Origin of the sequence: Bradyrhizobium mercantei (assembly GCF_001982635.1) — a bacterium.
GTDB lineage: Bacteria > Pseudomonadota > Alphaproteobacteria > Rhizobiales > Xanthobacteraceae > Bradyrhizobium > Bradyrhizobium mercantei.
This window is the reverse complement of the sequence record NZ_MKFI01000007.1, coordinates 332,209-354,452: the sequence shown is the minus strand read 5'-3', so window position 1 is coordinate 354,452 and position 22,244 is coordinate 332,209. Positions and strand designations below refer to the sequence as shown.

The 22,244-nt window shown below is 66.4% G+C and carries 26 protein-coding genes; 20 read left to right on the top strand and 6 right to left on the bottom strand.

Annotated elements, in window-relative coordinates:
- Positions 1–98 precede the first annotated feature (98 nt).
- On the bottom strand, positions 99–1,853 hold the full coding sequence (locus tag BI327_RS31490) for a methyl-accepting chemotaxis protein (protein WP_076865137.1): 1,755 nt from the start codon (positions 1,851–1,853) through the stop codon (positions 99–101).
- Positions 1,854–2,066: 213 nt separating this feature from the next.
- Here BI327_RS31490 and BI327_RS31485 point away from each other — a divergent pair, with 213 nt between their 5' ends.
- The 7 genes from BI327_RS31485 to BI327_RS31455 all read left to right on the top strand — a co-directional run bounded on the left by BI327_RS31485 (position 2,067) and on the right by BI327_RS31455 (position 7,748).
- The gene (locus tag BI327_RS31485; protein WP_076865136.1) at positions 2,067–2,813 is read left to right on the top strand and encodes a YebC/PmpR family DNA-binding transcriptional regulator; all 747 of its coding nucleotides are present in this window, start codon (positions 2,067–2,069) and stop codon (positions 2,811–2,813) included.
- A 226-nt stretch (positions 2,814–3,039) separates the two neighbouring features.
- Positions 3,040–3,567, top strand: coding sequence for a crossover junction endodeoxyribonuclease RuvC (gene ruvC, locus BI327_RS31480; protein WP_076865135.1), 528 nt, complete (start codon positions 3,040–3,042; stop codon positions 3,565–3,567).
- 244 nt (positions 3,568–3,811) lie between these two features.
- Positions 3,812–4,429: a Holliday junction branch migration protein RuvA gene (gene ruvA, locus BI327_RS31475; protein ID WP_021076496.1), complete on the top strand. Its 618-nt coding sequence runs from the start codon at positions 3,812–3,814 to the stop codon at positions 4,427–4,429.
- Entirely contained in the window at positions 4,426–5,475 is a 1,050-nt protein-coding gene (gene ruvB, locus BI327_RS31470) for a Holliday junction branch migration DNA helicase RuvB (RefSeq protein WP_076865134.1), read from the top strand. The genes ruvA and ruvB overlap by 4 nt, the downstream gene beginning before the upstream one ends.
- Before the next feature lie 190 nt (positions 5,476–5,665).
- On the top strand, positions 5,666–6,583 hold the full coding sequence (locus tag BI327_RS31465; RefSeq protein WP_076865133.1) for a metallophosphoesterase: 918 nt from the start codon (positions 5,666–5,668) through the stop codon (positions 6,581–6,583).
- Positions 6,584–6,750: 167 nt separating this feature from the next.
- Positions 6,751–7,200, top strand: coding sequence for a tol-pal system-associated acyl-CoA thioesterase (gene ybgC / locus BI327_RS31460; RefSeq protein WP_021076499.1), 450 nt, complete (start codon positions 6,751–6,753; stop codon positions 7,198–7,200).
- A gap of 80 nt (positions 7,201–7,280) precedes the next feature.
- Positions 7,281–7,748, top strand: a complete 468-nt coding sequence (locus BI327_RS31455; protein WP_076865132.1) for a nuclear transport factor 2 family protein — start codon at positions 7,281–7,283, stop codon at positions 7,746–7,748.
- Between the two features lie 203 nt (positions 7,749–7,951).
- Here BI327_RS31455 and BI327_RS31450 read toward each other — a convergent pair whose 3' ends face one another.
- On the bottom strand, positions 7,952–8,596 hold the full coding sequence (locus BI327_RS31450; RefSeq protein WP_076865131.1) for a glutathione binding-like protein: 645 nt from the start codon (positions 8,594–8,596) through the stop codon (positions 7,952–7,954).
- A gap of 98 nt (positions 8,597–8,694) precedes the next feature.
- Between BI327_RS31450 and BI327_RS31445 the strand changes: the two genes are divergently transcribed.
- The 4 genes from BI327_RS31445 (at position 8,695) to BI327_RS31430 (ending at position 11,071) form a co-directional block, all read left to right on the top strand.
- On the top strand, positions 8,695–9,354 hold the full coding sequence (locus tag BI327_RS31445; protein WP_076865130.1) for a TetR/AcrR family transcriptional regulator: 660 nt from the start codon (positions 8,695–8,697) through the stop codon (positions 9,352–9,354).
- Between the two features lie 90 nt (positions 9,355–9,444).
- Positions 9,445–10,095 carry a dihydrofolate reductase family protein gene (locus BI327_RS31440; protein ID WP_076865129.1) on the top strand — a complete coding sequence of 217 codons (651 nt, stop codon included), beginning with the start codon at positions 9,445–9,447 and terminating at the stop codon, positions 10,093–10,095.
- A gap of 99 nt (positions 10,096–10,194) precedes the next feature.
- On the top strand, positions 10,195–10,599 hold the full coding sequence (locus BI327_RS31435) for an ArsR/SmtB family transcription factor (RefSeq protein ID WP_076865128.1): 405 nt from the start codon (positions 10,195–10,197) through the stop codon (positions 10,597–10,599).
- Positions 10,580–11,071 (top strand): SRPBCC domain-containing protein, encoded by a 492-nt coding sequence (locus tag BI327_RS31430; protein WP_083742279.1) that lies wholly within the window; start codon positions 10,580–10,582, stop codon positions 11,069–11,071. The genes BI327_RS31435 and BI327_RS31430 overlap by 20 nt, the downstream gene beginning before the upstream one ends.
- A 181-nt stretch (positions 11,072–11,252) precedes the next feature.
- Here the strand turns inward: BI327_RS31430 and BI327_RS31425 are convergent, their stop codons facing one another.
- Positions 11,253–12,218 carry a 2-hydroxyacid dehydrogenase gene (locus BI327_RS31425; RefSeq protein WP_076865127.1) on the bottom strand — a complete coding sequence of 322 codons (966 nt, stop codon included), beginning with the start codon at positions 12,216–12,218 and terminating at the stop codon, positions 11,253–11,255.
- An 89-nt stretch (positions 12,219–12,307) separates the two neighbouring features.
- Between BI327_RS31425 and BI327_RS31420 the strand changes: the two genes are divergently transcribed.
- The 7 genes from BI327_RS31420 (at position 12,308) to BI327_RS31390 (ending at position 17,760) form a co-directional block, all read left to right on the top strand.
- Positions 12,308–12,595 (top strand): hypothetical protein, encoded by a 288-nt coding sequence (locus BI327_RS31420; RefSeq protein WP_076865126.1) that lies wholly within the window; start codon positions 12,308–12,310, stop codon positions 12,593–12,595.
- Positions 12,596–12,738: 143 nt separating this feature from the next.
- Positions 12,739–13,107 (top strand): YciI family protein, encoded by a 369-nt coding sequence (locus BI327_RS31415; protein WP_076865496.1) that lies wholly within the window; start codon positions 12,739–12,741, stop codon positions 13,105–13,107.
- Entirely contained in the window at positions 13,104–14,384 is a 1,281-nt protein-coding gene (locus tag BI327_RS31410) for an RNA polymerase sigma factor (RefSeq protein WP_076865125.1), read from the top strand. Before BI327_RS31415 ends, BI327_RS31410 begins: the two co-directional genes overlap by 4 nt.
- A 270-nt stretch (positions 14,385–14,654) precedes the next feature.
- Positions 14,655–16,097 carry an arylsulfatase B gene (locus BI327_RS31405; RefSeq protein ID WP_245334992.1) on the top strand — a complete coding sequence of 481 codons (1,443 nt, stop codon included), beginning with the start codon at positions 14,655–14,657 and terminating at the stop codon, positions 16,095–16,097.
- 198 nt (positions 16,098–16,295) lie between these two features.
- Complete coding sequence (locus BI327_RS31400; RefSeq protein ID WP_076865124.1) at positions 16,296–16,706, top strand: DoxX family protein; 411 nt, start codon at positions 16,296–16,298, stop codon at positions 16,704–16,706.
- A 30-nt stretch (positions 16,707–16,736) separates the two neighbouring features.
- Positions 16,737–17,273 carry an SRPBCC family protein gene (locus tag BI327_RS31395; RefSeq protein WP_076865123.1) on the top strand — a complete coding sequence of 179 codons (537 nt, stop codon included), beginning with the start codon at positions 16,737–16,739 and terminating at the stop codon, positions 17,271–17,273.
- Positions 17,274–17,349: 76 nt separating this feature from the next.
- Positions 17,350–17,760 (top strand): VOC family protein, encoded by a 411-nt coding sequence (locus tag BI327_RS31390; RefSeq protein WP_074131674.1) that lies wholly within the window; start codon positions 17,350–17,352, stop codon positions 17,758–17,760.
- Between the two features lie 216 nt (positions 17,761–17,976).
- Here BI327_RS31390 and BI327_RS31385 read toward each other — a convergent pair whose 3' ends face one another.
- Positions 17,977–18,423 (bottom strand): hypothetical protein, encoded by a 447-nt coding sequence (locus BI327_RS31385; protein ID WP_076865122.1) that lies wholly within the window; start codon positions 18,421–18,423, stop codon positions 17,977–17,979.
- Between the two features lie 64 nt (positions 18,424–18,487).
- Positions 18,488–19,501, bottom strand: a complete 1,014-nt coding sequence (cobT, locus tag BI327_RS31380) for a nicotinate-nucleotide--dimethylbenzimidazole phosphoribosyltransferase (protein ID WP_076865121.1) — start codon at positions 19,499–19,501, stop codon at positions 18,488–18,490.
- 178 nt (positions 19,502–19,679) lie between these two features.
- On the opposite strand from cobT, the gene cobS reads away from it, so the two are divergent.
- Both cobS and BI327_RS31370 read left to right on the top strand, forming a co-directional pair.
- Positions 19,680–20,432, top strand: coding sequence for an adenosylcobinamide-GDP ribazoletransferase (gene cobS / locus BI327_RS31375; protein ID WP_076865120.1), 753 nt, complete (start codon positions 19,680–19,682; stop codon positions 20,430–20,432).
- Positions 20,433–20,499: 67 nt separating this feature from the next.
- On the top strand, positions 20,500–21,069 hold the full coding sequence (locus tag BI327_RS31370) for a histidine phosphatase family protein (protein WP_076865119.1): 570 nt from the start codon (positions 20,500–20,502) through the stop codon (positions 21,067–21,069).
- A gap of 206 nt (positions 21,070–21,275) precedes the next feature.
- Here BI327_RS31370 and BI327_RS31365 read toward each other — a convergent pair whose 3' ends face one another.
- The gene (locus BI327_RS31365) at positions 21,276–22,064 is read right to left on the bottom strand and encodes an SDR family NAD(P)-dependent oxidoreductase (RefSeq protein WP_076865494.1); all 789 of its coding nucleotides are present in this window, start codon (positions 22,062–22,064) and stop codon (positions 21,276–21,278) included.
- Positions 22,065–22,244: the final 180 nt, after the last annotated feature.

The window sequence follows — 22,244 nt, the reverse complement described above, 5'->3', positions numbered from 1 at the left end:
CCGTGACAGCGGCCCGTTGAGCCGCCGCAGCATTCCCCATTCCGATCTAAAGCGTGATTCGCGCAGGCGGTCTTGCCTGAGCGTGCACTCGTGCCGGCTCAGAGCTTGTAGGCGGTGCGGAACCCGCCCCAGTGCCGGCCGCGGACGCGGATCGGCACGTCGATCTCGCGCATCATCACGGTGTTGCCGTTGCCCATGTCGCGCGCATAGGTCTGGATCAGGTAGGCGCGCTGGTTGCGGCCGGCGGCGAGGCCCGCGGCGTCGTTGAAGATGCGGCGGTTGCGGCTGTTGGCGGTGTTGTATGCCACGTCGCCCGGCCGCTGCGGCTGCGAGTAGAGCTTGTTATGGACCGGCAGATAGCCGTTCTGGTCGATCATCACGCAGAACGCCATCCGCGGGTCCTTGGCGAGGAAGGCTTCCTGGAACGCCGGCAGCGTGCGCTCCGCCCAGTCCAGCATTTTGGTGCGGTGCTGCACCGGGTTGGTGCCCGCGATCTCGACATAGTCGGTGTCGAACATGTCGGAGACCGTAATCGCGCCGCTCGCCACTCCGTTCTCGAAGATATTGCTCAGCGCGCGGCCTGCTTCCATCGCGCGGGTGACGAGCTCGGCGTTCTCCTCGTGGATCGCCCACATCCGGTCTTCGATCTTCTCGCGCAACTCTGATGTCGCCGCCTCGAAGCGGGCCTGGCTGCCTGCCTTGGAGCGGTCACTGATCCTGATCCGGCAGGCGCCGACGTCCTGCAAGGTTGCGCTCAGGGTCTCATGGGCCGGCAGCTTCTCGGCGTCGGGGCCGCCGATCAGGATGCCGTCCATCGCGATCTCGTAGACCGGCGCCGTGACGACGCCGCGGGTGGTCGTGATCTCGATCCTGAGGCTGCAGGGCAGCCGCTCGTTCTTGCGCGGATCGCCGCGCTCGTCCTGGCGCAGCAGCACCGCGCAGCGTGCCTTGAGCTTCTGGGCAAACGCAGTGACCGCCTTGCCGGCCTTCGCGACATTGTCGCCATGCGCGGCGGCTTCGCGCGTCGCACTGTCGATCTCGCCGGCGCTGGTGCCGACCGAGACGATGAAGTGCGAGGCGGAGGCGGCGTTCGCGCCCATCTCGCCGGTGATCTGGTTCTGCTCGGCGACCGCGCCGTTGACGTTCTCGAACACCGGGCGGATCGCCTCGATCGCCTGCGAGATGCGGTGCACGGCGTCCGCCGATCCGGTGGCGTCCTTCTGCAACGCCTCGATCTTCCTGGTGATCTCCTCAGTTGCGCTCTGGGTCTGCACCGCGAGCGCCTTGACCTCGGTCGCAACCACCGCAAAGCCCTTGCCGGCGGCACCGGCGCGCGCCGCCTCGATCGTCGAGTTGAGCGCCAGCAGCGTGGTCTGCCGCGCGATCTGCGCGATCAGATTGACGACATTGCCGATCGCGGCCGAGGATTCGCGCAGGCGATCGACATTGGCGGTGGCCTCGCGCGCCGCCGCTGCGGCATCGTCGGCGAGCTGGCTCGCGCTGCGCACCTGTGCACCGATGCCCTCGGCGGAATGGGTGAAGCGGTCGGCGGCTTGCGAGAACGTGGTCGCGGTGCTCTGCGCATCGCTGCTGCGGCCGGTCAGGGCGTCGGTGCGGGCGCGGATGGTCGCGAGCTTGGCTGCCGTCGCGTCGGCGCCGTCGGCGACCGAGCCTGCGGCGCGCTCGAGCTGGCGGATCATCGCACCGAGCTCGAGTTCCAGCAGTTCGAGGATTTCCTTGGCCGAATCCTTGGCCGAATCAGTCTCGGCCGAGACGTCGGGCGCAGCCGATGCGGCTGGAACCTGCGGCGCAGCCGTCTCCGGCACTTGTTTTCGAAACAAACCGAACGCCATGGTTGCTCTTTGGGGGCTGTTGGAAGTTGCGGCGGGACGGGGCGATCCTCGCATCCGGGCGTGAAGTCATGGTTAACAAGTGCCTCATATTCCGGCTTGCGGTAGTATTCCCAGGCCGGAGGGCCTCGCCGATCCTTTGATTTTGACCGTGAGGGGCCTATAAGGCCGCGTTTTCCATCCCTGTTCAGACCCTAAGCTCCGAAGAGACGTCGCATGGCCGGCCATTCCCAATTCAAGAACATCATGCACCGCAAGGGCCGGCAGGATGCCCAGAAGTCGAAGCTGTTCGGCAAGCTGGCCCGCGAAATCACCGTCGCGGCCAAGCTCGGCACCCCGGATCCGGCGATGAACCCGCGGCTGCGCGCCGCCGTGGTCGCGGCCCGCGCCGAGAACATGCCGAAGGACAATATCGACCGCGCCATCAAGAAGGCCGCGGGCAATGAGGGCGAGAACTATGACGAGATCCGCTACGAGGGTTACGGCCCCGGCGGCGTCGCCGTCATCGTCGAGGCGCTGACCGACAACCGCAACCGCGCCGCCTCCGACATCCGCTCGTTCTTCACCAAGTCGGGCGGCAATCTCGGCGAAACCGGCTCGGTCGCCTTCATGTTCGACCGCACCGGCATCATCGAATACGACGCCAAGGTCGCCTCCGACGACGCCATGCTGGATGCCGCGATCGAGGCCGGCGCCGACGACGTGGTTTCCAGCGAGTCCGGCCACGAGGTCTACGCCTCGCAGGATACCTTCCGCGAAGTGGCAAAGGCGCTGGAAGGCAAGTTCGGCGAGCCGCGCAAGGCGGCACTGACCTGGAAGCCGCAAAACACCGTCGCGGTCGACGACGAGACCGGCGAAAAGCTGCTGAAGCTGATGGACCTGCTCAACGAGCACGACGACGTCCAGAACGTCTTCGCCAATTTCGAGGTCTCCGACGCGCTGATCGCCAAGATGGGCGGGTAAGCCTCATCATCGCCTGACACGCTACTGTCATCGCCCGGCTCGACCGGGCGATCCAGTATTCCAGAGGCCGGTGTTTGATCCGAGAAGCCGCGGCGTACTGGATCCCCCGCTTTCGCGGGGGATGACAAGCCGGGCTGGGTAACGAGCACGGTGCGATGACACGCGGAGCAGGGGATGGCACTCCGTTTGTGTTTCGTTCTCCCGGCGCAGGCGGTATCACTAGCCCATGACAGCCCAGCCGATTCGCTCTCCCGTCCGCATCATCGGTATCGATCCGGGTCTCCGCCGCACCGGCTGGGGCGTGATCGAGACCGAAGGCAACCGTCTGGTCTATATCGCCTGCGGTTCGGTCGAGCCGCCGGACGATCTGCCGCTGGCGAATAGGCTGCTCGCGATCCATGAGGGGCTCGCTGCCGTGCTCGGCGACTACAGGCCCGCGGAGGCGGCGGTCGAGCAGACCTTCGTCAACAAGGACGGCGTCGCCACGCTGAAACTCGGCCAGGCGCGCGGCGTCGCCATGCTGGCGCCCGCAATGTTCGGTATCTCGGTCGCCGAATACGCGCCGAACCAGGTCAAGAAGACTGTGGTCGGCGCCGGTCATGCCGAGAAGAACCAGATCCAGGTGATGCTGAAGATCCTGCTGCCGAAAGCCGAGCCCTCGTCCGCCGACGCCGCGGACGCGCTGGCGGTCGCGATCACCCACGCGCATCACCGCCAGAGCACCACGCTGCGGCTCAGAGTGGCGAACCTATGATCGGCGCAAGTGAGGAGGGCACGCTGCTCGGGCTCCCTCCCCCCTTGCGGGGGAGGGCTGGGGAGAGGGGTGTCACACGACGTGCTCTCTCAATTTCCAATCTGGCCACAGCTGGTCGACTTTGCGAGGGCGATGCGCTCGTCGACCGTCTCGCCCGCGGCTTACCCCTCTCCCTGACCCTCCCCCGCAAGGGGGGAGGGAACCCTTCCGCTAATGCCTCCCTTACCGAATCCGGGTTGCTCTCATGATCGGCAAGCTGAAGGGCCTGATCGATTCCTACGGCGAGGATTACGTGATCCTCGACGTCGGCGGCGTCGGCTATCAGGTGCATTGCGCTGGCCGCACCCTGCAGGCGCTGCCGTCGCCGGGCGGCGCGGCCGTGCTCTCGATCGAGACCTACGTCCGCGAGGACGCGATCAAGCTGTTCGGCTTCCGCAGCGATCACGAGCGCGAATGGTTTCGTCTGCTGCAGACCGTGCAGGGCGTCGGCGCCAAGGTCGCGCTTGCGGTGCTCGGCACCTTGCCGCCGACCGATCTCGCCAATGCCATCGCGCTGCGCGACAAGGCCGCGGTGGCGCGGACCCCGGGGGTCGGGCCGAAGGTCGCCGAGCGCATCGTCAGCGAATTGAAGGACAAGGCACCGGGCTTCGCCGACGTCGATCCGGCGGTGGTGCAGCTCTCGGGTGCGATCGACAACAACCGCGCGCCGCGCCCGGTGACGGATGCGATCTCCGCGCTGGTCAATCTCGGTTACGGCCAGCCGCAGGCTGCCGCGGCCATTGCCGCCGCCTCGCGCAGCGCCGGCGAGAGCGCCGAGACCGCGCAGCTGATCCGGCTGGGGCTTAAGGAATTGTCGAAGTGAACACGCCCTCGCGCATGGTCTCGCCCGAACGCCGCTCCGACGATGTCGGCGACACCGCGCTGCGTCCGCAGTCGCTGACGGAGTTCGTCGGCCAGGCCCAGGCGCGCAAGAACCTTTCGATCTTCATCGAGGCCGCGAAGAAGCGCGGCGAGGCGCTCGATCACGTGCTGTTCGTCGGTCCGCCCGGTCTCGGCAAGACCACGCTGGCGCAGATCGTCGCGCGCGAGCTCGGCGTCGGCTTCCGCGCCACCTCCGGCCCCGTGATTGCCAAGGCCGGCGATCTCGCCGCGCTGCTGACCAATCTCGAAGAGCGCGACGTGCTGTTCATCGACGAGATCCATCGTCTGAGCCCGGCGGTCGAAGAGGTGCTCTATCCCGCGATGGAGGATTTCCAGCTCGATTTGATCATCGGCGAAGGCCCCGCGGCGCGCTCGGTGAAGATCGAGCTCTCGAAATTCACGCTGGTCGGCGCGACGACGCGCGCAGGCCTGCTCACCAATCCGCTGCGCGACCGCTTCGGCATCCCGATCCGGCTGAACTTCTATACCGTCGAAGAGCTGGAGAAGATCGTCACCCGCGGCGCCCGTGTGCTCAACATCGGCATGAGCCCCGATGGCGCCAACGAGATCGCGCGCCGCGCCCGCGGCACGCCGCGGATCGCCGGCCGCCTGCTGCGCCGGGTGCGCGACTTTGCTTCCGCAGCCGATGCCGATTCCGTCGACCGCGGCATCGCCGACCGTGCGCTGAGCGCGCTCGAGGTCGACAGTGCCGGGCTCGACGCCATGGACCGGCGCTATCTCACCACCATCGCCTTGAACTACGGCGGCGGGCCGGTCGGCGTCGAGACCATGGCGGCGGCGCTGTCGGAGCCGCGCGATGCGATCGAGGACATCATTGAGCCCTATCTGATCCAGTGCGGCTATCTGCAGCGGACCCCGCGCGGGAGACTGCTGACCTCACACGCCTTCCGCCATCTCGGCCTCGCCGAACCGAACCGCGATCCCTCGCAGTTCGGCCTGTTCGGCGGCAATGGCGACGACGACTGATTCCAGCTCGGGAAGACGTGAAAAGCCGTGTTGATGCAGCGCATCGCGCGTGCCGGTAACCTTGTCCGCTAAGCATCGCGACGTCTCTGCAGGCGGTCTGCACAAAGGCGGCCCAAATTCGCTCCAATTGGAAGGCGTATGATCGCCCGGAGCGTTTTCAGGAAACGCCAGGCATCACCGATCAACGTCCATGATTTCACGTCGTCATTTGCTTCGCGGCTTCGGCGGATTGACCGCCGCCACCGCCTCGACCGCGGCCTACGGCGTCAGCGAGCCGGTCGTCCGCCTCACGCTGACGCGCTACGATCTGTCGCCGCGGCAATGGCCAGCGGACTTTCCGCTCAAGATCGCGGCGCTCGCCGACATCCACGCCTGCGATCCCTGGATGTCGCTCGATCGCATCGCCGAGATCGTCGAGCGCACCAACGCGCTGAACCCCGACATCATCGTGCTGCTCGGCGACTATGTCGCGGGGCTGCGCCACGTCACGCGCTTCATTCCGGCCTCGGAGTGGGCTGCGGTGCTCAAGGGCCTGAAGGCGCCGCTCGGCGTGCATGCCGTGCTCGGCAATCACGATTACTGGGAAGACAAGACGGTGCAGCGGCAGGGGCAGGGCATGCCAGCCGCGCGCCGCGCGCTGGAGCGCGCGGGTATTCCGGTCTACGAGAACGACGCGGTGCGGCTCACCAAGGATAACCGTCCGTTCTGGATCGCCGGTCTCGGCGATCAGCTCGCCTATCTGCCGGCGCGGCGCTATCGCGAGGTCCGGCGCATCGGCGTCGATGATCTCAACGCGACGCTCGCAAAGGTCACCGACGACGCACCGGTGATCCTGCTCGCGCACGAGCCGGATGTGGCGCTCCGCGTGCCCTCGCGCGTCGCGCTGCAACTGTCCGGTCACACCCATGGCGGCCAGATTCGGCTGCTCGGCTGGTCGCCGGCGGTGCCGGTCAAGCACGGCATGCGGCTCGCCTATGGCCATATCAAGCTGAAATGCGACGTCGTCGTCTCCGGCGGCCTCGGTTGCAGCATCATGCCGTTCCGCCTCGGCGTGCCGCCCGAGATCGTGCAGGTCACGCTCGGCGCCAAGGGGCCGGTGGTGTCCTGATCGCGCTTGCGTGATCGAGCAATTTGCGCAACACGATTGTCGTTCCAAAGCATGATCCGGAAGAGTGCGAAGCGGTTTTCCGAAAAGATCATGCGCAAACGACAAGCTGGAGCGCGACGGTGATTCAACCTGAATTCATCGCGGTCTAGCGCAATCGAGGGGCCGCAATGACCTTACCCCATATCGACGGCGCGATCCGCGATGGCCGGCACCATATGCAGGTCCGCGTCTATTACGAAGACACCGACTTTTCCGGCATCGTCTACCACGCCAATTACCTGCGCTTCATGGAGCGTGGGCGCACCAATCATCTCCGCCTGATGGGCGCCGAACAGAACGCGCTGTTCGAGGAGGCGCAGGAAGAAACCGGCGGCTTCGCCTTCGTCGTGCGCTCGATGACGCTGGACTTCCTCAAGCCTGCGCGGATGGACGACATGCTCGATGTCGTGACCTGGCCGATCGCGGTGAAGGGCGCCTCCATCATGCTCGCGCAGGAGGTCAGGCGCGGCGATGACGTGCTTGTGAAGGCGCAGGTGCGCGTTGCCTTCGTCAGCCAGGGGCGGGCACAGCCGATTCCGAAGTCTATCCGTGCGCTGATGAAGGCCGATCTGGCCTAGCTATTGGGCGATAGGAAACGCCCCATCGACTCCTGGCGCCAGCGCACTAAATTTGCGCCGCTAACAACGAGGGATCGCCGATGTCACGCCCGCCGCTGCCGCCTTTCACCCGCGAAACCGCCGCGCAGAAGGCGCGCATGGCGGAGGATGCCTGGAATTCGCGCGACCCCGTTCGGGTTGCCGGCGCCTATACCGAAGACAGCCGCTGGCGCAATCGCTCCGAGGTGTTTCAGGGCCGCGAGGCGATCGTGGCCTTCCTGACCCGCAAATGGGAAAAGGAGCAGGAGTATCGCCTGATCAAGGATCTCTGGGCGTTCGACCAGAACCGCATCGCGGTGCGCTTCCAGTACGAATGGCACGATGCCTCCGGCAACTGGTTTCGCTCCTACGGCAATGAGCAGTGGGAGTTCGACGAGCACGGCCTGATGCGCCGCCGGGAAGCCTCGATCAACGACATCGCGATCTCCGAGAAGGACCGCCGCTTCCATTGGCCGGCTCCCGGCCCGCGTCCGACCGATGTGCCGGGGTTGGGGACGGAGCCGTTCTAGCAGGGAGAGCCGGGCCGTTGTGCTTCGAGGCTCGCTCCGCTCGCACCTCAGCATGACGGTGATAGATATTCGCAAGCGGCTCGATTTGCTACGAGCGCAGCCCCGTCACCCTGAGGTGCGAGCCTTGCGGCGCACTTGCGCCGCTGGGCGAGCCTCGAAGGGTCGACGGCCCCGCGCTTGGAGCCGTCGCCTCGCGACGTGCCCTACGCCGCCGCCTTGTGCCGGGCGATCTCGGCCTTGTAGAGCTCGAACTCCTCCGCGACCGCCTTGGCAACCGAGGGCCGCGAGCGCAGCCGCTCGTGATAGGCCTTCAGCGCCGGCCATTTCGAAAGCTCGATCGGCGGCGTCGCCATGGTCCAGTTGATCACGGTGACGAGATAGGCGTCGGCGACGCTGAAATGGTCGAGCAGATATTCGCGGCCCTTCAGGTGATCCTCGACATAGTCGAGCCGCGAGACATATTTCTCCAGAGCATAGGTCTTGGCCTCCGGCGGTGCCTTCTTGTCGAGCAGGGGCAGGAACAGGCCCTTGTGCAGCTCGGTGCCGATGAAGCACAGCCATTGATGCAGCTTCGAACGTTCGGCGTTCGACGCGGTGCCGATGCCGGCCCGCGGGAACTGGTCGGCGACATATTGCAGGATCGCGGCGTTCTCAGTGAGCACCACGCCGTCGTCGGTGCGCAGAGTCGGCACCAGGCCGAGCGGGTTGACCTTGTTGAAGTCGGTGCCGTCGCTGCGCACCTGCTTGGTCTTCGGATCGACCTCGAGATAGTTGGCCGGCTGGCCGGCCTCATAGAGCGCGACGCGGGTCGCCATCGAGCAGGCGAGGGGCGAGAAATAAAGGTCCATGGGTGCCTCCTTGGCGGTCTCAGGCGCGGATGTCCGGCCGTTGTTGATTTTTGTACTGTCTTGGATAATATTGGCGCGGTCAAGGAATTAAATGCGAAATGGTACAAAAAAATAAGAAGCCGCCAACTGCTGCCAAACTCGGAGCGCCGGTCGCGCCGAAGCGCCGCGGGCGGCCGCGCGCCTATGAGCCCGATGTCGCGCTCGGCAAGGCGCTCGATCTGTTCCGGCGCGACGGCTTCGCCGCGACCTCGCTCGATGATCTGAGCGCTGCGACCGGCATGAATCGGCCGAGCCTCTATGGCGCATTCGGCGACAAGCGCGAGCTCTACATCAAGAGCTATCAGCGCTATCGCGACGACGCGCGCGCCGCGATGGTCGACATCTTCCGTGCCGATGCGCCGCTGCGCGAGCGGCTGGAGCGCATCTATCGCATCGCGCTCGACATTTATCTGTCCGGCGAGTCCGGCCCGCGCGGCTGCTTCACGGTGATGACCGCGGCGTCGGAGGCGGTGTCCGATCCGGACATTCGCACCATGGTGCTGGCGGGCCTGACCGAGCTCGACAAGGCGTTCGGCATCTGCTTCCGCGATGCCAGGGAGCGCGGCGAGCTGCCGGAAGGCGCCGATCCGGCGGCGCTGGCGCATCTCGCCTCCGCCACCATCCACACCATCGCGATCCGCGCCCGTGCCCGCGTGCCGCGCAACGAGCTCGAGGCGATCGTGAAGGGCGCCATCGACGTGATGTGCAAGGCGAAATAGCCGCCGCGAGATTCTTCGGCGGCAAATGTCGGCGGCTGGCGTTCCGGTCCGTCTTCCGTAAGGTACCCTCACTCACGGAAGTGGAACAGCATGGGAAAAGTCAGGACTTCAGTCTTCATGGTCTCGATCGACGGATTTGGCGCAGCGCTGCGCCAGAGCCTCGACAATCCATTCGGCGAAGGCGGCCTCGCGCTGCCGGCCGCCTGGTTCTTCGAGACCCGGACGTTTCGCGAGATGATCGGGCAGGAAGGTGGCTCGACCGGGCTCGATGACGAGATCGCGCGCAAGGCGATGGCGAACATCGGCGCCTGGATCATGGGCCGCAACATGTTCGGTCCGATCCGCGGGCCATGGCCGGATCATTCCTGGAAGGGCTGGTGGGGCGACAATCCGCCGTACCACACGCCCGTGTTCGTGCTGACCCATCATGCGCGGCCGGACGTTCCAATGCAGGGCGACACCACGTTCCACTTCGTGACCGACGGCATGCATGCCGCGCTGGAGCGGGCGCGCGCAGTAGCGGGCGACAAGGACATTCGCGTCGGAGGCGGCGTGTCGGTGGTGCGGCAATTCCTGCAGGCGCGTCTGCTCGACGAGTTGCAGCTTGTGCTGCCGCCGGTCGTGCTCGGCGCCGGCGAGAGCTTGTTCGCGGGCCTGGACCTGCCTGCACTCGGCTATGCCGTCGTCTCGCACGTCGCGAGCCCGAACGCCACGCACGTCACCTTCGCGCGCAAATCCTAAGATCGTTCACGCCCGCGTCGGCGGCCAAAATCGGCCGTTGACGCGGGCGCCGCTCGGGCGTATTTAACCCAAAGGTTATTTAACCGATGAGCTAAGTACATGTCGCTCGATCCCCTCAGTTCGACCTTCGCGGCGCTGGCCGATCCGACCCGACGCGCGATCCTGGCCCGGCTTGCGCTCGGCGAGACCTCGGTGATGGAGCTGGCAAAGCCGTTCGACATGAGCCTGCCGGCGATCTCCAAGCACCTGAAGGTGCTGGAGCATGCCGGGTTGATCTCGCGCGGGCGCGAGGCGCAGTGGCGGCCGTGCCGCATCGCGCCCGCCTCGTTCAAGGAGGTCGACGGCTGGCTCGGGAATTTCCGCCGCTTCTGGGACGAGAGCTTCAACCGCCTCGACGGAGTGCTCGAGGAGATGAAGGCGGAGGAGGCCGCCAAGGCCCCGCCGCGCAGCAACCGTAAAGTCAGAGTAACCAAGGAGAAGCAACGTGGACGCACGCGTGGATAAGACGCTGAAGATCACCACCCCGTCGGATCTCGAATTCGCGATGACGCGGCAGTTCGATGCGCCGCGGCGCTTCGTGTTCGATGCGATGACCAAGCCGGAATATCTCGTGCGCTGGCTCGGCTGCGAGACGCTCACGATGCCGGTGTGCGAAGTCGATCTGCGCGTCGGCGGCGCCTATCGGTTCGTGTTCCGCTCGTCCGAGGGCATCGAGCATGAACTCAGCGGCACCTATCGCGAGGTGGTGCGCCCGGAGCGGCTGGCATTCGGCGAAACCTTCGCGATGCCCGGCTTCACCAGCGACGAATATCTGGTGGTCTCCACCTTCGTCGAGGCCGGTGGCACCACCACGCTGACCACCACCATCAAGCATCCGAGCAAGGAGGCCCGCGACGGCCACCTCAACTCCGGCATCGAGAAGGGCGTCGAGCCCGCCTACGACCGGCTGGCGGAGGTCGTTGCGGGGATCGGCTGAGGCCGTGGCCGAGAGCGGCGCTTCGCAAGCGAAGCGCTGCTCCATCAACGTCGTCGTCCCTGCGAAAGCAGGGACCCATACCCCGCGGCCGGCGTGGTGAGACGGACTCGTCGTTCCACGATCGCGCATCCATAAGCATCGGTGGTTATGGGTCCCTGCTTTCGCAGGGACGACACCGCCTTTAATACCCCCGCTTGCGATCGACCACGTTCTCCAATACGCCGCCCTGCTCGAAGCGCGCGATCTGCTGCGCGACGTATTTCGAGATCTCGTCGGCGTCGGTGTCGGCGGCGTTGTGCGGCGTCAGCACCACTTTCGGATGGCTCCAGAACGGGCTCGCCTCGGGCAGCGGCTCGGTCTCGAACACGTCGAGCGAGGCGGCACCCAGCGTGCCGTCGTCGAGCGCGCGCAGGATGTCGGCCTCGTTCTGCAAGCCGCCGCGGCCGGCATTGATGATCACGGGCGCGCCGAGCGGGCTGGTGCGGTTGAGCTTGGCGAACGCATCGCGGTTCAGCACGTGGCGCGTATCCGGCGTCAGCGGCAGCAGGCAGACCAGGATGTTGGTCTCGCGCAGGAACGCGTCGAGCCCCTCAGTGCCGTGGTAGCAGGCGATGCCCTCGATCCGCTTCTCGCTGCGGCTCCAGCCGACGACGCGGAAGCCGAGCGCGCGAAGTGCCTGCGCCGCGGCTGCGCCGAGCGTGCCGAGCCCCATCACGCCGACGGTGATCGCGCTGGCCGCCCACTGATAGTCCGGCGCCCAGCGCTTCGCCCGCTGCGACTCCCGCAGATAAAGCTCCTGGCGGTGATGCATCAGCACATGCAGCACGACATATTCGGTCATGCGGTCGGTGAGATCGGAGACCGATACCCGCACCAAGGGCACATCGGGCAGCGAGCGGTCGGCCATCAACGCGTCGACGCCGGCGCCGAGGTTGAAGATGACGCGCAGGTTCTTGAACGAAGCGAGCTCGCCCGGCTTCGGCTTCCATACCGCGGCATAGTGCACCGCGGCGGGGTCGAGCGCGCCGTCCGGCAGCAGCACCACCGGGCGGTCCGGGCAGACCGCGTCGAACCGCGTCTTCCAGCGCGCCGACGACCAGTTTTCCGAGCCGCCATTGATCAGCAGCGCGAGTGCGCCCTTACCCATCCAGATACCTCCGACGCCAGTGTGACTAATGTCACAGAGCGGGTCGCGCCCGCCGCCTAGTCTCCTGCCATCAACAGGGGAGAACTTCCATGCGCAAGCTGATCCTGACCGCGGCTTTCATCCTTGCTTCCGCCGCCGTCGCCCACGCCGGCCAAAGCCGCGGCCTCGTGCTCGCAAACGCCGACACGCCCGCCCAGGCACAACCGGCCGTTGCTCCCGCGCAATCTGAGGCTCAACCAGCCCCATCGCAGGCCCAGCCGGCCGATGCCCCACGGGCGCAAGCATCCCGTCCGATCAAGAGCAACTCCGCCCGCCGCCCTGAGAGCGACGAAGCCAAGGCGCGCCGGATCGCTGCCCGCTACGGCGTCTACTGGTGATCGCACCGCGATCGTCGCGGTGGCTGTCGCGCGATAGCTTCGTCCAATCCATCACCGGCATCCGGAACCTAAATTTCTTTCGCGCGCCCTGTCGGCTGCGGGCATAATCGTTCGTTCTTGCAATGAACGGAGATGCCTTTTCGATGCTGTACGCCATCCTCTGCTATCATGACGAAGACATGGTCGGTTCCTGGAGCAAGGAACACGACGCCTCGGTCATGCAGAAATTGTCCGTCGTGCAGGACAAGCTCGCCAAGCAGGGCAAGCTCGGCCCGGTGGCGCGGCTGTTGCCGACCACCGCGGCGACCACGCTGCGCAAGGAAAACCCGCCGCTGGTGCTGGACGGCCCGTTCGCCGAAACCAAGGAGCAGCTGCTCGGCTTCTATCTGGTCGAGGGCAAGAACCTCGACGAGGTGCTCGACATCGCGCGCGACCTCGGCGAGGCCAATCCCGGCGGTACCTACGAGATCCGCCCGGTCGGCTACTTCACTCCGGGGGGAGTCAAGCCGTGAGCGTGACCGACACCGCCTGGATCGATGCCGCGCTGACGTCGGCGCGTCCCCAGGCGGTTGGCGCGCTGCTGCGCTACTTCCGCAATCTCGATACCGCCGAGGAAGCCTTCCAGAACGCCTGTTTGCGGGCGCTCAAGAGCTGGCCGCAGAACGGCCCGCCGCGCGATCCCGCGGCATGGCTGATCATGGTCGGCCGCAACGTCGCGATCGACGAGGTCCGCCGCAACAAGAAGCAGCAGCCGCTGCCCGACGACGACCAGGCGATCTCCGACCTCGACGACGCCGAGGAGGAGATCGCCGAGCGGCTCGACGGCTCGCATTATCGCGACGACATCCTGCGGCTCTTGTTCATCTGCTGTCACAAGGACCTGCCGGCGACGCAGCAGATCGCGCTCGCGCTGCGCATCGTCTCCGGTCTCACGGTGAAGCAGATCGCGCGCGCCTTCCTGGTCTCTGAAGCCGCGATGGAGCAGCGCATTACGCGCGCCAAGGCGCGCGTCGCCGACGCCAACGTGCCGTTCGAGACGCCGGGCGCGGTCGAGCGCAGCGAGCGGCTCGCCTCGGTTGCGGCGATGATCTATCTGATCTTCAACGAGGGCTATTCGGCGAGCGGCGACACCGCCGAAATCCGCTCGCCGCTGTGCGAGGAAGCGATCCGCCTCGCCCGCCTGCTGCTGCGGCTGTTCCAGAGCGAGCCGGAGATCATGGGGCTCACTGCGCTATTGTTGCTGCAGCACGCCCGCGCCGCCGCGCGCTTCGATGCCGACGGCCAGGTGATCCTGCTCGACGACCAGGACCGCAGCCTTTGGAACCAGAAGCTGATCGCCGAGGGCCTCGCGCTGATCGACAAGGCGATGCGCCATCGCCGCAGCGGGCCCTATCAGGTGCAGGCCGCGATCGCAGCGCTTCACGCCCGCGCGGAGAAGCCCGAGGATACCGACTGGACCCAGATCGACCTGCTCTACGGCGCGCTCGAGGTGATGCAGCCGTCACCGGTGATCACGCTCAATCGCGCCGTTGCGGTCTCCAAGGTGAAGGGGGCTGAGGCCGCGCTCGAGATGATCGAGCCGCTAGCGCCGCGGCTGTCGAACTACTTCCATTATTTCGGCGTGCGCGGCGCCTTCCTGATGCAGCTCGGCCGCAACGAGGAAGCCCGCATCGCCTTCGACCGCGCCATCGCGCTCGCCAACACCACGGCCGAGGCCGCCCACATCCGCATGCATATCGACCGCCTGATGCGCGACAGCCAGCCGCGCAACGTGAAGGCGGGGAAATAGCCGTCAGGGCCTCGCGCGGTCGTCTTGCGGGGCCCTGGGCCTGTCCGCGCTCCTTCCCGAAAGCCGCTTGCCCTGAAGCGCACCGGTTGCCTGGCGACGCAACAATGCCGGCTGTCGCCGTTGCCTGCTTCCCTGCCGCATGACGGCGCGGTAGCCTGCGCGAATTGCACGCAAGCCATTTTTTTGGAGACCCAAATGATTGATCGGCCGCTCGATGAATCCGTACGTTCAGCGCAACGCAATCGTCAAATCAGTCGCCGCGATCTCCTCTTGAACGGCAGCTCGGCGCTGGCCACGCTGTCGTTGGCCTCGATTGCGCCCGCGAGCCTCACGCCGGCCGCCGCGCAATCGGCCGCGCCGCGCCCGCACATCGTCTACATCGTCGCCGATGATCTCGGATGGAAGGACGTCGGATTTCACGGCTCCGATATCAAGACCCCGAACATCGACAAGCTCGCGCAGGACGGGGCCCGGCTCGAGCAATTCTACGTCCAGCCGATGTGCACCCCGACGCGCGCCGCATTGATGACCGGCCGTTATCCGTGCCGCTACGGCCTGCAGACCCTGGTGATTCCGACCCCCGCCAAATACGGACTGTCGACCGACGAATGGCTGCTGCCGCAGGCGCTCAAGGAAGCGGGCTACAGGACGGCCATGGTCGGCAAGTGGCACCTCGGCCATGCCGACCGCAAGTTCTGGCCGCGCCAACGCGGGTTCGATTATCACTATGGATCGATGGTGGGCGAGGTCGATTACTTCACCCATTTGTCGGGAGATGTGCGCGACTGGTATCGCAACGACAAGCCGGTGAACGAGCCGGGCTACGTCACACAATTGTGGGGCGTCGATGCGGTCGCGCAAGTCAACGCCCATGATCCGAAAACGCCGCTTTTTCTCTATCTGGCCTTTACCGCGCCCCACTCGCCCTACCAGGCTCCGAAGGACTACATCGACAGGTACCGGCACATCGAAGATCCGACACGGCGCACCTACGCCGCCATGATCACTTGCATGGACGACGAGATCGGCAAGCTGGTCGCAGCGCTCGAACGGAAGAAGATGCGCGAGAACACCCTGATCGTTTTCATGAGCGACAATGGCGGCAACCAGACCGCGCTGCTTGCCGGGGATTCGGACGTGTCGAAGCTGAAGCTGCCGGCCGACAACGGTCCTTACCGCGGCGGAAAGGGCATGTTGTACGAGGGCGGGACGCGCGTCGTCGCATTCGCGAACTGGCCCGGGCAGATCAAGGCCGGCGAAGTTGGGGACATGATGCACGTCGTCGACATGTTCCCGACGCTCGCCGGCCTCGCCGGCGCCAACCTCGGCAATGGAAACAAGGGGAAGCCGCTCGATGGGCTGGATGTCTGGGCAACCATCAGCAGGGGCGTTCCCTCGCCGCGGCACGAGGTGGTCTACAACATCGAGCCGTTTCGCGGCGGTGTGCGCGCAGGCGACTGGAAGCTGATCTGGCGCACCCCGCTTCCTGCCGCGGTCGAGCTGTACAATATCCCGCAGGACCCGTCGGAAAAGACCAATCTGGCCGAGAGCAATCCTCAGAAGGTTGCGGAGTTGCAGTCCCGCATCACGCAGCTCGCCAAGGAGAGCGCCAAGTCCCTGTTCCTTGTCGATGCGTTCGCGTCGGTCAAGGGGGCGGCACACGGACCGCCCTCGCTGCCCACCGAGGATGCCTTCTTCACGCAAGGCGACTGAGGGCGAGGGGCCGCCAGGGCCTCTCGGAAGGCATACGTCGTTGAATCGGGCCGGATGCCCGTGATTCAAGCTCCCGCACCGGGAGCTTCGATCATGCACTGCGACGACATCCAAAAATTATTCACCGGGGTTGTCGGCTCCGTACCCCGCCGTTCGTCATGAAGGCAGAGAGCATCACCAAGCGTTACGGAGCCTGTCATGCCGACGATCGTCGACACCGAAGTCTCGAAGCCCGCCCGCATCACCGGCCGTGTGATGAGCGGCGTTGTCGTCCTCTTCCTGCTGTTCGATGGCGCGATCAAGCTGGTGCCTGTGTCCGTCGTCACCGAGACCATGGACAGGATGGGCTTCGGTGCCAGCGATGCGCTGGCGCGCAGCCTCGGCATCATCACCATCGTCTGCACGCTGTTGTACTCGGTGCCGCCGACCTCGATCCTCGGCGCCATCCTGCTCACCGGCTATCTCGGCGGCGCGATCGCCTCCCATGTGCGGATCGGCAGCCCGCTGTTCACCCATACGCTGTTCGGGCTGTATCTCGGCCTGCTGCTGTGGGGCGGGCTCTATCTGCGCGACGGCAATCTGCGCGCGCTGCTGCCGTTCCGCCGCTAAGTTCGTCAATTCATCCTTCCGGAGACCATCATGTTCGAGACCATTGCCATCATCGCCGTCATCCTTGCGGTCGCGATTGCCGTCATCCTCTTCCTCGCGGCGACCAAGCCGAGCACGCTGCGGGTCACCCGCGCGATCAGTATCAATGCGCCGGCCGAGCGGATTTTTCCGTTGATCGACGATTTCCATCAATGGACGGTCTGGTCGCCCTACGAGAACCGGGATCCGGCCATGAAGCGCATCTATAGCGGCGCCGGGCGCGGCCAGGGGGCGGCCTATGCCTGGGACGGCAACAAGAATGTCGGCGCCGGCCGCATGGAGATATTGCAGTCTGCCGCGCCGTCGAAGGTCGTCATCAAGCTCGACTTCATCAAGCCGTTCGAGGGCCACAACACCGCCGAGTTCACAATGCTGCCGCAGGGAGATGCGACCAGCGTCACATGGACCATGTATGGTCCGGCCGTCTTCATGTCGAAGGTGATGCAGGTGTTCATGAACCTGGATCACATGATCGGCAGGGATTTCGAAGCCGGTCTCGCCAATCTGAAGAAGCTGACTGAGAAATAGCGCGTTTTCGAGCGAAGTGGTTACCGGTTCGCGGGTAGAGGACGCGTCAACCCAGAATTGACCCAGGGAGCATGCGATGCAGGTCAACCCCTATCTCTCCTACGACGGCAATTGCGGCGCCGCGCTGAATTTCTACCAGAAGGTTCTCGGTGCGCGGATCGAGGAGACCTTCCCCTACGGCGAGGGCAATGCGGAGATGCAGACGCCGCCCGGCTGGAAGGACAAGATCATGCACGCTCGCCTCACGATCGACGGCGAGATCATCATGGCCTCCGACGCCCCGCCCGGCCATTTCCAGAAGCCGCAGGGCTTTCATGTCGCGCTGCAGGTCGAGGATCCGGCCGAGGCCGAGCGCCGCTTCAAGGCGTTGTCCGAAGGCGGCACGGTCACCATGCCGTTCGGCAAGACCTTCTTCTCCAACGGCTTCGGCATGTGCGTCGATCAGTTCGGCATCCCCTGGATGGTGAACTGCCCGCAGCAGATGTGAGGGCGGACTGCCTCCAGTCTGTCGCCGGCACTCTCGCTCTATCACCGTCATCCTGAGGTGCGAGCCTCTTCGGCGAGCCTCGAAGGATAGATGGCCCGGCTGGCGGCCGTCGACCCTTCGAGGCTCGCTGCGCTCGCACCTCAGGGTGACGGAACAAGCTAGTGGCCAACTGTAGGGTGGGTTAGCGAAGCGTAACCCACCGTCGGTCCACGCACGCTACCTGCACCGCGGATAGATCGCCGCGAGCTCGCGGCCGCGCAGCAGCAGCAGGCGCGAGGTCAGACCGCCGCGGCGCACGATCCAGCCGCGCACCGGCGCCGGATAGGCTTCCAGCACCGCCTCGGATGCTTCCGGCTCCGCATAGGTCCGGCCGCGCCGATCGATCGAACGCGCGGCGTGGAAGCCGAGTACGGCGCGCCGCGTCACGCAGATGCGGTCGCCCGGCACCATCGAGAGCACCAGCGTGCAGGCCGACAGGCAGGGCCCGTCAATCACGACGCGCTCGCCGGATTCGCGCACCCTGTCGAACAATTCGAGAAACGGGCCAACCTCGCCGCCGGGGCTGGCAAGGATACGAACATCTGCCTGCGCGCCGGAGATACCGGCAAACAGCGCTGCCACTCCCAGGATCGTCGAGATCGTCCAGATTGCCCCGATGCGCATGCGGCAGTTCCTTCCGTTGACGTCTTCCCGGCCCAGTTACGCTAGCGCATGCGGCGACAGTTTGTCAGCCTGCGCCGGAGACACCAGCCTCGGCAAAGGTCGCCATGCCGCCGTGACAGGCGAGCGCGGCGCGCAGCAGCAGGATGGCAACGCCTGCGCCGGAGGCTTCGCCGAGCCGCATCTCGAGATCGAGCAGCGGGGCGAGCGCGAGCTCGCGCAGCAATTCGCGGTGGCCGAGCTCGGCCGACACATGCCCGGCGCGGCAATGCGCAAGGCTGTCGGGCGCAAGCCGCGCCAGCGGCAGCACCGCCGAGGTCGCGACGAAGCCGTCGAGCAGCACCGGGATCGATCGTGCGCGCGCCGCCAGCACGGCACCGAAGATGGCTGCGAGCTCGCGCCCGCCGAGCGCAACCGCGACGGCGAGGGGATCCTCGAGCAGGTTGCGATGGATTTTGAGCGCGGTATCGATCGTGGTGCGCTTGCGTAGCAGGCCGGCATCATCGACGCCGGTGCCGCGACCGGCCCAGCGCGCGCCGCGCCCGCCCATCAACGCCGCGCACAGCGTCGCGGCCACCGTGGTGTTGGCGATGCCCATCTCGCCGACCACCAGCAAGTCACATTGCTCCGGCACCGTGCGCCAGCCGGTGTCGAGCGCAACCAGGAAGTCGGCGCCGTCCATCGCCGGCGCCATCGTGAAATCGCGGGTCGGCCGCGCCAGCTCGAGCGGCTCGACGCGCAGCTCGGCGCCGGCCAGCTTCGCGATCTGGTTGATCGCAGCGCCGCCTGCGGCAAAGTTCGCCACCATCTGCGCAGTGACCTCGGACGGGAATGCGGAGACGCCGCGCTCGGCGATACCGTGATTGCCGGCGAACACGGCGATCGTGACCTGGTCGAGCCGGGGGATCTCGCGGCCCTGCCAGCGCGCCAGCCAGATCGCGACGTCCTCCAGCCGGCCGAGGCTGCCCGGCGGCTTGGTCAGGCTCTGCTGGCGCAGCGTGGCGGCCGCAGCGCTGGCCTCGTCGCCCTTGGGCAGGTCGCGACAAAAGCTGCGGATGTCGTCTAGAGTACTGAACTGCATGCGATTCCCTCGTCGAGCGGGCCGCAAGCTAAAGCATGATCCGGAAAGCTGTGAAGCGGTTTTCCCTCGCGACAAACGCCTGGCGTTTGCGCGGAGATCATGCCCTAACAAGAAGCTAAAGCGCGATGAGATTGAGTCCGATCTCATCGCGCTTTAGCCCAATTTCCAGGCCTTCACCATGAATCAATGGCTCGACGACCTCAGGACCGCCACCGCCTTTCTGACCCGCCTGCCGATGCCGCATCCGGATGGCGCGCGGCCGGAGAGCTTTGCGCGGGCGCAGCGGCTGTTCCCCCTGGTCGGGGCCGCCATCGGGGCTGTGATCGGCCTGTTCTGTCTCCTGCTGCGGGCGATCGGCGTGCCGGATCTCGCCGCGGCGGCGCTCGCGCTCGGCGGCGGCGCGCTGCTGACCGGCGCGCTGCATGAGGACGGGCTCGCCGATGTCGCCGACGGGTTCGGCGGCGGTCGCGATGTCGCGGCCAAGCTCGACATCATGCGCGACAGCCGGCTCGGCACCTATGGCGCGCTGGCGCTGGTCGTGAGTTTTGCAACCAGGCTCGCGGCGCTGGCTGCGCTTCCCAATGGCATGGTGGTGCAGGGCCTGATCGCGGCGCATGCGCTCGGCCGCGGCGTGCTGCCATGGATCGCGATCAGTCTGCCCTACGCGCGCACTGACGGGCTCGCGGCCAATGCCGGCCGGCCCGATGGTACGATTGCCCTGGTCGCGGCCGGTATCGCGCTGGTGATCGCAATCCTCGCGCTGCCCTTCAGCAGTGCGCTGCTGGCGGCGATCGCGGCCGGCATGAGCGCATTAATCATGGCGCTGTTGGCAAAGCGGCAGATCGGCGGCCAGACCGGCGATGTGCTCGGCGGCGCCGAGCAGGTCGCGGAGACCGCGATCCTGGTGCTGCTTGCGACGCGGTTGGGTTAGAGCGTCTTCAAGCGAAGTGGATACCGGTTCGCGTGAAGAAAACGCGTCAGAACAGAATGAGCGGAAGATGGATGGCGAAACGCATCTCTGGCTGATCCGCCACGCGCCGGTCGATGGTCCGCGCGGCGTCATCCACGCTTCGGATGCGCCGGCCGATCTCGGCGATGCCGCGGCCTTCGCGGACTTGCAGGTGCGGCTGCCGCGCGGCGCTCTTGTAGTTTGCAGTCCCGCGCGGCGGACGCGCGAGACCGCGGCACGGCTTGGCCTTGCGGCGAGCGAGGACGACGCCTTTCGCGAGCAGGATTTCGGCGACTGGACCGGACGTCGCCACAGTGAGATCGAGCAAGAGCTCGGCGCGGAAGCCTACCGCGCGTTCTGGAATTCGCCGGGGACCAACCGGCCGCCGGGCGGCGAAAGCTTTGCCGATCAGATCGCGCGGGCGCGATCTGGGCTTGCACGCCTGCCGGCCGGCGATGTCGTGCTGGTGGTGCATTCCGGCACTATCCGCGCAGTGCTCGCGATCGCGCTCGAACTGGCACCGGAGCTTGCGCTGCGCTTCGTCATCGATCCGCTGTCGCTGACGCGGATCGATCGGTTGGAAAATGCGTGGCGCGTCGTTGCGGTGAACGAGCGCTAGCCGTTGCGCAGCTCTTTGTCCCGTCACCCCCGCGCAAAGGCTTCGCCTTTGTCGCTGGAGGTGCGAGCCTTGCGGCGCAATTGCGCCGCTGGGCGAGCCTCGAAGGGTGAATCGGCCACCGGCCGGGCCGTCGACCCTTCGAGGGCCGCTGAAGAAGCGGCCACCTCAGGGTGACGGTGATGGTGCGTCCTTCGGCTCGGAAGTGTTCACCCATTCCGCCGTTGGCCGCGCAGGGTCGGCAGGCCGATGCCGGCGGCATCGAAGCCGCCGTCGACGGCGAGGATCTGGCCGGTGATGTAGCTGGCGCGATCCGAGCACAGGAAGAAGATCGCCTCCGCCAGCTCCTCTTCCAGCCCATAGCGGTTGAGCGGGATCGCGTCGTGATAGTCGGCGCGGATCTCCGGCGTATGCACGGCTTTCGCCATCGCGGTCTCGACCGGCCCGGGCGCTACGCCGTTGACGCGGATGCCGAGCGAGGCGAGCTCGACCGCGAGCTGCTTGGTGAGGTGCGCGAGGCCGGCCTTGCTGGTGCCGTAGGCCGAGCGCAGCGTCGAGGCGCGCACCGCCGAGATCGAGGTGATGTTGACGATCGCGCCGCCGCCATGCTCGCGCATCAGGGGCGCGGCCGCCTTGGTGCACAGGAACGGGCCGGTGAGATTGACCGCCATGATCCGGCTCCAGTCGGCGTCCGACGTCTCCAGCACCGGCGCGAACACGGCCGTGCCGGCGTTGTTGACTAGCGCGTCGAGCCGGCCGAAGCGGCTCGCGGTCGCGGCGAGCGCTTTCGTCACACCGGCTGCATCCGACACGTCGCAAGTCAGCGCCAGCGTGCTGTCGGGCTGTTTCAATGCGGCGACCGCGCTCTCCAGCAGCGCGCCCTCGATATCAAGTAGCGCAACGCGCCAGCCGTCGGCGAGAAAGCGCTTCGCCGCGGCAAGCCCAATGCCACGCGCGGCGCCGGTCACGAGTGCGACTTTTTGTGCAGAGGGAGACATCGGCAGGTCCATCGGTTCGGGCAGGAAGTCCCGACCGTCTGCGACCTTTACCCGGCGATGTCAACGGGAGCTGTTTCTCCGTCACCCTGAGGTGCGAGCGGAGCGAGCCTCGAAGGGTGCACGGCGACCAGCCGGGCCGTACATCCTTCGAGGCTCCCCCAGCGGTGCAAGTGCACCGCC